Below are 12672 nucleotides of genomic sequence, written 5' to 3' on the forward strand. Positions count from 1 at the left end.
ACTGGCTGTTCATAAACGTCCGTTTATAATGGTGTCCCGAAGGCAAGGGCCCGGGCTGCGGAATACCGCGTCGCTGGGCCTTCAAGACAGGACGTTGGAAATCTTGACCGTCGCGCCTTTTATCCCCTCCGAGGGCCGTCATCTTCATCTGCATGACCTGCGCGTGTTTCACGGCACGGAAGCGTGGATCTTCGATCTGGACAACACGCTCTATCCGGCAAAGTCGAACCTCTTCGCCCAGATCGACGTGCGGATCCGCGACTATGTCGCCAAGCTGCTCGATATTCCGATGGAAGAAGCCAACACCGTCCAGAAGGACTATTACCAGCGCTATGGCACCACGCTGCGCGGCCTGATGGAAGAGCGGGACATCCAGCCCGACGACTTCCTCGACTATGTCCACGACATCGATCACTCGGTCCTCGAGCCCGACCCCGATCTCGGCCGGGCGATTGGCCTGCTGCCGGGCAAGAAGTTCATTTTCACCAATGGCTCGCGCGGCCACGCCGAACGGACGGTCGAACGCCTCGGCATCGCCGGCCATTTCGAGGATGTGCTCGATATCGTCGCGACGGACCTGGAGCCGAAGCCGCGGCGCACGGCCTATGACATCTTCCTGCAGAAGACCGGCGTTTCTCCGGCGCGCGCGGCGATGTTCGAGGATCTTTCGCGCAATCTGGCGGTCCCGCATGCCCTCGGCATGCACACGATCCTCGTGGTGCCGACCGGCACCCGCGAGGTCTTCCGCGAAGCCTGGGAACTGGAAGGCGACGATGCGCCCCACGTGGAATTCGTCACCGACAACCTGACCGGTTTCGTGGAGAAGGTGGCGGGCGCCCTGAAGTCCTGAGAGGTCGACCGGCGGCGGGCTGACGTCGATTTGACAGCCGCGACAGCCGCCTGCCATCCGCTCCGACAGTCCCTCAGACCAGCACTTCGTGCTCGGCCATCCCCCGGTCCCCAAAGACCCGGAGATAACGCTCGATCTCGTCCCTCGGCCCGGTCGCCTTGGTCGGGTTGTCGGAAAGCTTCACGGCGGGTCGCCCCGCCGCTTCCATCACCTTGCAGACGAGCGACGTCGGGTACATCAGCTTGTCGTCGCCGTGCGGCATGCAGCCACGGAAGTCGTTGGTGAGGTTGGTTCCCCAGCCGATCGGCACGCCGCCGATCTTGCCGCGGAAATGGCGCACGCAGGTTTCGATCGAGTCGATGTCCATGCCGTCGGACAGGATCGCGACCTTCGACATCGGGTCGCGGCCGCGCGCTTTCAGCCAGGCGATATATTCCTCGACCGCCTCGATCGGCTCCTTGGAATCGGGGCGAAGGCCGGTCCAGTCGGAAAAGTCCTCCGGCGCGTGTTCCAGGAAATAGGTCGTCCCGAAACTGTCCGGCAGCATGATCTTGAGATTGCCGGAATAGAAGGACGCCCAGTCGCGCAGCACCTTGTAGGGCGACTGCCGGAGTTCCTCGTCGGAATCGGCCAGCGCCGCGTAGACCATCGGCAACTCGTGCGCGTTGGTGCCGAGCGCTTCGAGACCGAGATCCATGGCGTGCTTGACGTTTGAGGTGCCGGTGAAGCTGTCGCCGATCCCCTCCATCATCGCCTCGATGCACCAGCGCTGCCACAGGAACGAATGGCGCCGGCGGGTGCCGAAGTCGCCGACCCTCAGCGGGCCCTCGCGCTCGAGCTGGCGCAGCCGCTCGATCTTGGCCCAGAGCTTGGCCTTGGCGCGGGCATAGAGCACGTCGATCTCGAACCGGCTCATCGACTTCATCACCGCGCGGGCCTTGAGCTCGCTCATGATCGCAAGCGCCGGGATCTCCCAGGCCGTCACCTCCGCCCAGGGGCCGTGGAAGCGCAGCTCGAACTGGTCGTCGACGATGCTGAGCTCATATTCCGGCAGCTTGAAATCGTAGAGCCAGGAAATGAACTCCGGCCGGAAGATCTGCTTGGTGCCGTAGAAGGTGTTGCCGGCAAGCCAGATGATCTCGTTCTTCTGGAAGCTGAGGTTGCGGACGAAGTCGAGCTGCTCCTCCAGTTCCTTCCGGTCGATGATGCGCGCGAGCGGCAGGTCCTTGGCGCGGTTGATCAGGTGAAAGGTGACGGGAAGGTCGCGATGCAGCACGAACTGCATCTGCTGCATCAGCAGCTTGTAGAAATCGGTGTCCAGAAGCGTGCGGACGATCGGATCGACCTTGAAGGTGTGATTGTAGGCCCTGGTCGCGATATCGACGATCATCCGTTCCCGTCCCGCCATGTCATTGAGGAAGCTGTCTGGCGCAATCCCTGCTCCTATCCCATTCTGCGGCGCGATGCCACATCGGGCCGGCGAGATTTTCCTCACCGAGGCGCAAGTGTTTGTGGCGCCGCCGCGACCACATGGCTCTTGAGCACGGCAAGCGAGTTCAATAATCAGACGAGTGACAGGGGGAACGATGCATGGCGATCGACAATCCGCGTGAATTTCTGAAAGACCTCTTCAAGGCTGCCGTCGATGCCGCCGACCCGGATCAGATCATTGCCCGCTACCTGCCGGAGCGTCCCAAGGGGCGCACGATCGTCGTCGGCGCCGGCAAGGCCTCGGCGGCGATGGCGCAGTCTTTCGAAAAGGCCTGGAAGGCCGCCGGCAACGGCCCGCTCGAAGGCATCGTCGTCACCCGCTACGGTTACGGCCACGCATGCGAGGAGATCGAGATCGTCGAGGCCGCCCATCCGGTGCCTGATGCCGCGGGCGCCGCGGCGGCGGGTCGGATCATGGATCTCGTCTCGAACCTGACGCCGGACGACCTCGTCGTGGCGCTCATTTCCGGCGGCGGCTCGTCGCTGCTGACCATGCCGCCCGAAAGTCTTGGCGGCGAGGCCAAGCGCGAGGTCAATCGCGTCCTGCTCCATTCCGGCGCCTCGATCCACGAGATGAACTGCGTGCGCAAGCACCTTTCGCTGATCAAGGGCGGCCGTTTGGCGAAGGCCGCCCATCCGGCCAAAGTCGCGACGCTCGTGATCTCCGATATTCCCGGCGACGATCCGGCGCTTGTCGCCTCAGGCCCCACCATTCCCGATCCGGCAACGCGCAAGGATGCCCTCTCGATCGTCGAGCGCTACGGCATGGCGCTGCCGCAGGCAGCGATGGACTGGCTGACGAGCGATGCCGCCAGCGCGCCGCATCCGAACGACCCGGAATTTGCCGGCAACTCCGTGGCCGTGATCGCCGCCGCGCAGATGTCGCTGGAGGCGGCCGCCGCGAAGGCAAGGGCGGCCGGCCTTGAGACCCATATCCTCAGCGATTCCATCGAGGGCGAGGCCCGCGATGTCGGATCCATGCATGCCGGCATTGTGCGCCAGATGGCGCAGCACGGCGAACCTTTTGCGCGGCCGTGCCTGCTGTTGTCCGGCGGCGAGACGACCGTTACCGTGCGCCAGAAGGGCCGGGGCGGGCGCAACAGCGAATTCCTCTTGAGCTTTGCCATCGGCATTGCCGGCGTCGAGGGCGTCACCGCGCTCGCCGGAGACACCGACGGCATCGACGGCTCGGAAGACAATGCCGGCGCGCTCTGTGATGGCGGAACGGCCGAGGCGATCTTCCAGGCCGGCGCCAATCCGAAGGAACTGCTCGCCCGCAATGATGCCTGGGGGGCCTTCGACAGCGTCGGCTCGCTGCTGGTGACCGGGCCGACGCGCACCAACGTCAACGATTTTCGCGCCATTCTTGTCCTTTGATGGATGTGCCGGCCCTTTTGAAGGTGTGCAGCGGCAGCCGTCTTGGGCCGCTGCAATTTGTCTCAGTGCAATTTTACTTATGACCCGGCGGTGAAATAAAACACCACAAAGATGATGATCGAATCCCGTGATCTGAGCGATGGGGCGGAATCATGGGTCGTGCGTAAGAATTAAATTGTTAGAATTGAACCGTATTATTTTAAGTCCATGTTGGATGCACTGTAAATTATTGTCGACTAATCATTGATTTTGGCATGATATGTGTAGGGAAAATCGGATTTTCTGAATTTTATTCACTGAATATAGATTTATTCGATAGTGATGACTGAAATCGAGAAAAAGCAGTCAAATGCCTTCCGAAGGCGGTCTCTTTAAGTAAGAGATTGATAATTTTAGAAAATTAAACTTATTCCTTTGAACGGGCTGTCCGTCCCGGACGCGCCTCTCCCCTCCAGTTCTTCGCCGGGCCAGCACTGCGGCGTTTAAATATCTAAATTCCAGCATATATCGGACGATGACGAAGCCTGATCGGCGCAAGACGCTTGGTTGATCGGGCATCCATCCAATCGATTTGACGTCCGGGAGACGGTTCTCCTGCAGGCGTCAGTCATGTGTCTCATCGTGGTGGTGGGCATCCTTCATGGTGCAGGTGAGAAATGGTGTTTGTATTGAGGACGACTTTGGGATTGCGCATGCCGTTTGCCGGGCCGTGCCGGAACGCGGCGGGTGACTGACATGATGCAGCGAAAGAAACCCAAGCTTTCCGTGCGGATCGTGGCCGAGTTGCGCCGGCGCATCGAGAGCGGCGAAATCGTCGAAGGCGGACGCTTGCCGACGGAAATCGCTCTCGTCAGGGAGTTCGGCGTCAGCCGAACTGTCATACGCGAAGCCGTGACCAGCCTGACCTCCGATGGCTGGGTCGAGCCCCGTCAGGGGGCGGGCGTTTTCGTCATCCGCAGGGGCGACGAGAAGAAGCCCTGTCCCTGGGCGCTGCAGCAGGTTGACCCGGCTGCTGGCGACGATTTCCGTCTCGCAATGGAAGTCGAGGCGGCGGGGCTTGCCGCTCTGCGCCGCGATGCGTCGGATATCGAGGCGATGCGCCAGGCGCAGGAGGCGCTCGCGGGAGCCGGGAGCGGGGAAATGCCGCCGCACAAAGCCGACATCGCCTTTCACTGTGCCGTGGCCGCCGCCACCCGGAATGTCTATTTCCGGCAGGTGGCGGAATCCTTGATGGCCATGCTGATCCGAAACCGGTTCGACGACGAGGCGGGGACGGAGGCCGCGGCAGGCGACGGGGAATGGGCGCATGCGATTCATGCCGAGCATGAGGCCGTGATCGCGGCCATCGCCGCCGGCGATGCCGAGGCGGCCCGGGCGGCCATGCAGCGCCATCTGGCCGGATGCCGCGTCCGTCGTGCGGGAAGTTCGCCGAAGCAGTGCATGGCGGGCGGCTAGCGATCGATCAAGGCAAGCGGCCTGCCAGGGGCGGGCCGCTCACGTCGCGGCAGTCTCTTGCTCGGCGTTGCCTGTGTTTCCAGTCAGAAGCGCCTGAAGCCGGGTCCATCTGCGGCGGGCATTGCGTCCGGAAACGGCAATTTCCAGCGCCCTTGGTTCGGCGATGAGAACGACAAGCTGCCGTGCGCGCGTCACCGCCGTGTAGATCAGGTTGCGGGCCAGCATCGGATAGTGCTGGCCGGACAGCGGGATGACGATGGCCGGGTATTCCGAGCCTTGCGCCTTGTGGATCGTCACCGCATAGGCCGGCGCCAGCGCGTCCAGTCCGTTGCTCGAATAGGTCACGACCCGCCCGTCGAAATCGACGACGATCTCGTCGTCCTCGCGGTCGATGGAAACGATGCGGCCCATGTCGCCGTTGAAGACGTCGTGGTCGTAGTCGTTCTCCACCTGCATCACCCGGTCGCCGACCCCGTAGGAAAGCCCGCCGCGTTCGATGCGCGTTCCGGCACGCGGATTGAGCAGGCCGGCCAGTTCCACATTGAGGTTGCGAGCGCCGAGCGGTCCCTTCTGCATCGGCGTCAGCACCTGCACCTCGCGCATGGGATCGAAGCCGAAGCGGCCCGGGATGCGCCGGCTGACGACTTCTTTCAGCTTGGCGATCCCGTCCTCCGGGCTCGACATCGGGATGATGTAGAAGTCGCCGGTTTCGCCCGCCGGCGTCGTTTCCGGCAGCTCGCCGTGGTTGATGCGGTGGGCGTTGACGACGATGCGGCTCGACTTGGCCTGACGGTGAATTTCGGTGAGGCGCGCGACCGGCACGGTCTGCGACGCGATGATATCGCCGAGCACCTGTCCGGGACCGACGGAGGGCAACTGGTCGACGTCGCCGACGAGGATCAGCGCCGCCTCGTCCGGGATCGCGGCGACGAGCGCGGCCATCAGCCCGGTGTCGACCATGCTCGCCTCGTCGATGACGACGAGATCGACCTCCAGCGGATTGGAGGCAGCGCGCCGGAAGTCGCCGGTCGCGGCGTCGATCTCCAGGAGCCGGTGGATCGTTTTCGCCTCGCGCCCGGTCTGGTCGCTCATCCGGCGCGCGGCCCTGCCCGTGGGTGCGGCCAGCGCGATACGCCGATTGCCGCCGACGAGCCCGAGCAAAGCGTCGAGGATCGTCGTCTTGCCGACGCCGGGTCCGCCCGTGACCACCGAGACCTTGCCCGTTGCGACAAGGGCGAGCGCCTCGCGCTGCGAAGCCGACAACGACACCTTGGCCCGGCGCTCGAAGTCCTTGGCGGCCTTGTCGAGGTTGACGTCCGACCAGGCCGGTTTGCCCTCCCGCAAGACGGCTAGGCGCTCGGCGATGAAGCTTTCGGCCTCGGCGAGCCGGCGCGAGAAGAGGCAGGTGACGCCCTCGACCTCGGCTTCGACGACCTCGCCGCTTTCCTTGGCGCCGGCCACCGCCTCGGCGACGGTGTCCTCGTCGACGGCAAGAAGCTTGGCCGCCCGGGGGATGAGGTCGGCGAGCGGCAGGCCGGTGTGGCCGTCGCTGGCCGCGTCCTCCAGCGCATGGCTCAGCCCGGCGCGCAGGCGGGCCGGCGCCGTCGTGTCGAGGCCGAAGCGCTGGGCGATGGCGTCGGCGCCGGTGAAGTCGATGCCGCGCACCTCACGGGCAAGGCGGAAGGGATCGCTTTCGACCACCTCGCGCGCCTTCGCGCCGAACTGCTTGTGGATGCGCATGGCGTGGACCGTCGGAACGCCGCGTTCGGCAAGGAATTCCAGAAGATCGCGCAGGGCCTTCTGGTCGTTCCATCCGCGCGCGATGCGCTGAGCGGCCGCCTTGCCGATGCCCGGCACGTCGAGAAGGCGCATCGGCTCCTTCTCGATCACCTCGATCGCCTTCGGACCGAATTTCTCGACGATCCTGCGGGCAAGCGCCGGTCCGATGCCGGGCACCATGCCGGACCCGAGATAGCGCGCGACGGCCTCGCCGGCGGTCGGCGGCTTGGTCATGAGTTGGCGCGCGCGAAACTGCAGCCCGTGGGTGCGGTCGGTGGTCCATTCGCCGATGGCGTCCACCTGCTCGCCGCGCACGATGGAAGGCGCATGGCCGACGAGCGTGATCGCGGTGCGCTGCCCCGGCACACGCAGCTTGACGACCAGGAAGCCGTTTTCCGCATTGTGGAAGGTGACGTGCTCGATCGTTCCCGTGATACGGGCGTCTTGCGTCTCGGGGGCGGGACTCGGCTCGGAAGTGGACATGGCACTTTATGGCCCGATTTGGCGGGCCAAGTCGACTGATTCGATGGCTCGGCGCGTGATCATGCACCCCGAAGGGGCCGGGCTGCGAATTGCCACAATTCGGCGTTTCTCTCTCACCACGCCGCGCGTCTTTTGCTAGGGTGCGGTTTGCCTTGCGAGGGGCAGGGAAAAGAACAAACGGCCTCAAGGGCCCGCGATCCAGAAGGTCATGATGACGTCATCGTTCAATCGCCGTGAATTCGCTCAGCTCACCGGCGGCCTTCTGGCCGCGCTCGGGATCGTCGCTCCGACCGGGGAGGCCCTCGCCGAGGTGCGCCTTGGCAAGCCGGAGCCCTTTTCCTTCGACGGGCTGATCGCGGCCATGAAGGAGAAGGCGGCCAAGCCCTATGTGCCGCCGAAGACGCGGGCCTCCGACATTCTCGACAAGATCGACTATGACGCCCACTGGAAGATTCAGTTCCGGCCGGACCACACGCTGGAGCTTGGCGGCGGCAAGGCGCCGATCCGCTTCTTCCATCTCGGCCGCTATTTCAAGGACCCGGTCGGCATCAACGTCATCGACGGCAACACCGCCAAGCCCGTGCTCTACGGGCCCGACTATTTCGACATGCCCAAGGACAGCCCCGCCCGCGAACTGCCGAAGGACATCGGCTTTGCCGGCTTCCGGGTGATGGAGGAGGGGGAGAAGAAGGACTGGCTCGCCTTCCTCGGCGCTGCCTATTTCCGCTCGTCGGGCGAGCTTGACCAGTTCGGCATGTCGGCCCGCGCGGTCGCGATCGACGTCGCCATGCCGACGCCGGAGGAGTTCCCCCGCTTCACCGACTTCTGGTTCGCGCCGCTCGAGACCGGCACGCTGACGATCTACATGGCGATGGACGGCCCCTCGATCACCGGCGCCATCCGCATGGATTGCGACCGCTCCAAGGGTGTCGTGATGGATATCTCGGCGCATTACTTCATGCGCAAGGATATCGCCCGCCTCGGCCTTGCCGCGCTCACCTCCATGTTCTGGTTTGACGAACTCAACGCCCGCAACGGCAAGGACTGGCGGCCCGAGATCCACGATTCCGACGGTCTTGCCATCTGGAACGGCAATGGCGAGCGGCTCTGGCGTCCGCTCAACAACCCGCCGACCGTGATGACGTCGAGCTTCGTCGACCAGAACATCAAGGGCTTCGCGCTGGAACAGCGCGACCGCAACTTCGATCATTACCAGGACGACGGCGTCTTCTACGAGAAGCGTTCGACCGTCTGGGTCGAGCCGAAGGGCGACTGGGGCCCCGGCACGGTGCAACTCGTCGAAATCCCGACCGACGACGAGATCCACGACAACATCGTCGCCTATTTCATTCCCGAAAAGCCGGCGAAGGCCGGCGACGAGGTCGCGGTCGACTACCGTCTCCATTGGGTGGCAGAAGAGCCTTATGTGCCGCCGGTCGCCCGCGTCTGGTCGACCCGTGCCGGCATGGGCGGCGTGCCCGGTCAGCCGCGCCCGAAGGGCGTGATCAAGTTCGTCGTCGATTTTGAGGGCGGCGGCATCGGCAAGCTTGGCCAGCAGGATGGCGTCGAGGCCGTGGTCGAGGCCTCCTCGGGCAAGATCTCGGGCGTCTACACGCTGCCCGTCGTCGGCACCGAGCGCTGGCGCGCGGTCTTCGACTTCACCGCCGACGGCACGGCCCCGGTCGAGATGCGGCTGTTCCTCAAGGACAAGACAGCGACCCTGTCTGAGACCTGGCTCTACCAGTACCACCCGGGGACGCTGGTGCCGCTGGATTGAGGCACCGATGCCGTGCTCCATCTCTCCAAGGAGAGATGGAGTAATAGGCGCTACTCCTTACCCCTCGAAGCGCAGTGCCAGCACGCCGAGCGGCGGGATTGTCAGCTTCAGCATCTGCTCGAACCCCTGCATGCCGTGAGGCTCGGTCGCCGCGCCGCCGAAATTGCCGTGGTTGGAGCCGCCGTAGACCTCCGAATCCGTGTTCAGCACTTCCTTCCAGTAGCCGGCCTTCGGCACGCCGACGGCGAAGTCGAAGCGCGGCACCGGCGTCATGTTCGCAATCACGAGCACCGGCGAATAGCCCTGCGGATCCCAGCGCAGGAAGGCGTAGATGGACGTCTCGCGCTCATTCACCAGAATCCATTGGAAGCCGCCGGATTCCGCATCGCGCAGATGCAGCGCCGGCTCGCGGGCATAAAGGTGATTGAGATCGCGGACGAGATGCTGGACGCCGCGATTGTCCGCGTGCTCCAGATGCCACCAGTCGAGCGGATCGTCGTGCCGCCACTCGTGCTCCTGCGCGATCTCGCCGCCCATGAAGAGCAGCTTCTTGCCCGGATGCATCCACATCAGGCCGAAAAGGGCTCTGAGGTTGGCGAATTTCTGCCAGTGGTCGCCCGGCATCCGCCCGATCAGCGAGCGCTTGCCGTGCACCACCTCGTCATGGGAGAGCGGCAGCACGAAGCGCTCGGAGAAGGCATAGACGAGGCCGAAGCTGATCTTGTCGTGATGCCAGCGGCGATAGACCGGATCCTCTCCCATGTAGGAGAGCGTGTCGTTCATCCAGCCCATGTTCCATTTGTAATTGAAGCCGAGGCCGCCCTCGGAGACGCGCCCGCTCACCTGCGGCCATGAGGTCGATTCCTCGGCGATCGTGATCGCCCCCGGCACGCGCTCGGCGATCACCGTATTGAGGCGCTTCAGGAAGGCGACGGCTTCGAGGTTTTCCCGCCCGCCATAGCGGTTCGGCACCCACTGGCCCTCCTCGCGCGAATAGTCGCGGTAGAGCATGGAGGCGACGGCGTCGACGCGCAGGCCGTCGATGTGGAAATGCTCCAGCCATTCCAGCGCGCTGGCGATCAGATAGGCCACCACCTCGTTACGGCCCATGTTGAAGATCAGCGTGTTCCAGTCCTGGTGAAACCCTTCCTTGGGGTCGGCGTGCTCGTAGAGCGCCGTCCCGTCGAAATGGGCAAGGCCGTGCTCGTCGGTCGGAAAATGCGCCGGCACCCAGTCGAGCAGCACGCCGATGCCGGCATTGTGGCAGGCATTCACGAAGGCGGCGAAGTCATGCGGGCTCCCGTAGCGCGCCGTCGGGGCGAAGAGGCCGAGCGGCTGGTAGCCCCAGGAGCCGCCGAAGGGATGCTCCATGATCGGCATCAGCTCGATATGGGTGAAGCCGAGACCTTGCACATAAGGGATGAGATCGTCGATCAGCAGTCGCCAGTCGACGCTGCTGTCCCAGCGCCTGCGCCACGAACCGGCATGGATCTCGTAGATGGACATCGCCGCATGGCTGGCCTGGCGGTCGGCGCGGGCCTGCATCCAGCTCTCGTCGCTCCAGCCGAAGGGCGTCGGGTCGGTGACGACGGAGCAGGTGGAGGGCGGCATCTCGAACTGGCGGCCCACCGGGTCGCTCTTTTGCGGCAGGAGGATGCCGCCGGCGCCGCGGATCTCGTAGCGGTAGCGCTCGCCGGCCCAGATGCGGGGCACGAAAATCTCGAAGACGCCCGCCTCGAGGCGCTTGCGCATCATGTGGCGCCGGCCGTCCCAGCTGTTGAAGTCGCCGACGACCGAAACGCGCTCGGCGTTGGGAGCCCACACGGCGAAGCGCACGCCCGAGATGCCATCGATCACCGTCGCCTGCGCGCCGAGGCAGCGGCCGATGTCGAGGTGGGTGCCCTCGCGGATGAGATAGACGTCCATCTCGCCGAGCAGCGGGCCGAAGCTGTAGGGGTCCTCCGTCTCGATGACATGGCCGTGCCAGTCGATGCGCAGGAGATAGGCCTCGTGCGCTTCCAGCGAGGCCACCATCAGGCCGGTGTCGCCGACGGGCTCAAGGGTTCCGAGCAGCCGGTGGTCGGATCGGGCAATGACGGACGCACCGCTGCAGCCGGGCAGGAAGGCACGGATGATCGGTCCGCTCTCGTCCTCCTGCGGTCCGAAAAAGGCGAAGGGATCGCCGTGCCGCCCCTCAAGGACCGCCTGGAGTGCCCCCTGGTCCACTTTTGTCGCTGAGGGGTTTTTTCCGCGGGCCATGGGTGCCTCCCTTGCTCGTTCTTCTTTGCAAGGAAGGAAGCCTACACCCGTGAACCGCTTGCCGCACCGTTCTTTTTGCCGGAAAGGGCAAGGTCAGGCGGAAGGGTGTAAAAGCCTTCTCAGGCCGCCTTGGCCTCCTCGTCGAGGATCAGCACCTCGTCGCGGCCGAAACTGACGATGGCCGCCTCGCCGGGCGCGGGCGGCGTTTCGGCGGGGTTGTTGAACATGTCGAAGAAGATGGAAACGCTGCCGAGGCGCACCCGAACGCGCAGCACCGAGCCGAGGAACTGGACATCCTCGATGGTGCCGGAAAGCTGGTTGCGGCCTTCGGCGGCCGGCGTCAGCCGGATGGCTTCCGGCCTGAGCGCGACGGTGCAGGCCGCGCCGTTGGCGAGCTTGTGCGTCTCGCGGGCCGCAAAGACCTGCTGGCCCTCGATGTCGATGCAGCCGGTCGCCGCGTCGACGACCTTGCCGGCGAGGATATTCAGGGTGCCGACGAAATTGGCGACGAAACGGGTCTTCGGAAAATTGTAGACCTCGAATGGCGAGCCGATCTGGTCGGCCCGGCCCTCGTTCATCACCACGACGCGGTCGGAGATCGAGAGCGCCTCCTCCTGGTCGTGGGTCACGAAGACGGTGGTGATGCCGAGCTTGCGCTGGATGACGCGGATCTCCTCGCGCAGCGACACGCGGATCTTGGCGTCGAGCGCGGAAAGCGGCTCGTCCAGCAGCAGGACGCGGGGCCGGATGGCGAGAGCGCGGGCAAGCGCGACACGCTGCTGCTGTCCGCCGGACATCTGGTAGGGGAAGCGGTCGGCCAGATGCCCGAGGTGGATCAGGTCGAGCATTTCCTGAACGGTCTGGTCGATCTCCGCCTTCGGTTTGCCGGCGACCTTGAGGCCGAAGGCGACATTCTGGCCGACGGTCATGTTGGGAAACAGCGCATAGGCCTGGAACACCATGCCGATATTGCGCTGGTTCGGCTTGAGGTCGGTCATGTCCTGGCCGCCGATGGTGATCGTGCCGGCGGAGACGGTCTCGAAACCGGCGATCATGCGCAGCACCGTCGTCTTGCCGCAGCCGGATGGCCCGAGGAAGGAGACGAACTCGCCCTTCTCGATGGCCATGTTGAAGTCCTTCACGACCTGGACGGGGCCAAAGCTTTTCTGGATATGGGAAAGCTCGAGAAATGCCATTGATC

Annotated in this window: 8 protein-coding genes; 4 read left to right on the plus strand and 4 right to left on the minus strand. The window is 64.6% G+C overall.

Annotation, left to right across the window (positions count from 1 at the left end):
• The first annotated feature begins 103 nt into the window (after positions 1-103).
• The gene (locus HDIA_RS02630; protein WP_425432919.1) at positions 104-850 is read left to right on the plus strand and encodes a pyrimidine 5'-nucleotidase; all 747 of its coding nucleotides are present in this window, start codon (positions 104-106) and stop codon (positions 848-850) included.
• Positions 851-923: 73 nt separating this feature from the next.
• On the opposite strand, the gene HDIA_RS02635 is transcribed toward HDIA_RS02630, so the two are convergent.
• Positions 924-2240: a nicotinate phosphoribosyltransferase gene (locus HDIA_RS02635; protein WP_099554086.1), complete on the minus strand. Its 1317-nt coding sequence runs from the start codon at positions 2238-2240 to the stop codon at positions 924-926.
• A 200-nt stretch (positions 2241-2440) separates the two neighbouring features.
• On the opposite strand from HDIA_RS02635, the gene HDIA_RS02640 reads away from it, so the two are divergent.
• Positions 2441-3718, plus strand: coding sequence for a glycerate kinase type-2 family protein (locus HDIA_RS02640; RefSeq protein ID WP_099554088.1), 1278 nt, complete (start codon positions 2441-2443; stop codon positions 3716-3718).
• A 735-nt stretch (positions 3719-4453) separates the two neighbouring features.
• Positions 4454-5173, plus strand: a complete 720-nt coding sequence (locus HDIA_RS02645) for a FadR/GntR family transcriptional regulator (protein WP_099554090.1) — start codon at positions 4454-4456, stop codon at positions 5171-5173.
• A 39-nt stretch (positions 5174-5212) separates the two neighbouring features.
• Here the strand turns inward: HDIA_RS02645 and recD2 are convergent, their stop codons facing one another.
• Positions 5213-7435 carry an SF1B family DNA helicase RecD2 gene (gene recD2 / locus HDIA_RS02650; RefSeq protein WP_099554093.1) on the minus strand — a complete coding sequence of 741 codons (2223 nt, stop codon included), beginning with the start codon at positions 7433-7435 and terminating at the stop codon, positions 5213-5215.
• A 208-nt stretch (positions 7436-7643) separates the two neighbouring features.
• Between recD2 and HDIA_RS02655 the strand changes: the two genes are divergently transcribed.
• On the plus strand, positions 7644-9212 hold the full coding sequence (locus HDIA_RS02655) for an OpgD/OpgG family glucan biosynthesis protein (protein ID WP_245884133.1): 1569 nt from the start codon (positions 7644-7646) through the stop codon (positions 9210-9212).
• A 57-nt stretch (positions 9213-9269) separates the two neighbouring features.
• Here HDIA_RS02655 and glgB read toward each other — a convergent pair whose 3' ends face one another.
• Both glgB and HDIA_RS02665 read right to left on the minus strand, forming a co-directional pair.
• Positions 9270-11471: a 1,4-alpha-glucan branching protein GlgB gene (gene glgB, locus HDIA_RS02660; RefSeq protein ID WP_099554095.1), complete on the minus strand. Its 2202-nt coding sequence runs from the start codon at positions 11469-11471 to the stop codon at positions 9270-9272.
• A gap of 119 nt (positions 11472-11590) precedes the next feature.
• Positions 11591-12667, minus strand: a complete 1077-nt coding sequence (locus HDIA_RS02665) for an ABC transporter ATP-binding protein (RefSeq protein ID WP_099554097.1) — start codon at positions 12665-12667, stop codon at positions 11591-11593.
• Positions 12668-12672 lie beyond the last annotated feature (5 nt).

The organism is Hartmannibacter diazotrophicus (genome assembly GCF_900231165.1).
Classification (GTDB): Bacteria; Pseudomonadota; Alphaproteobacteria; order Rhizobiales; family Pleomorphomonadaceae; genus Hartmannibacter; species Hartmannibacter diazotrophicus.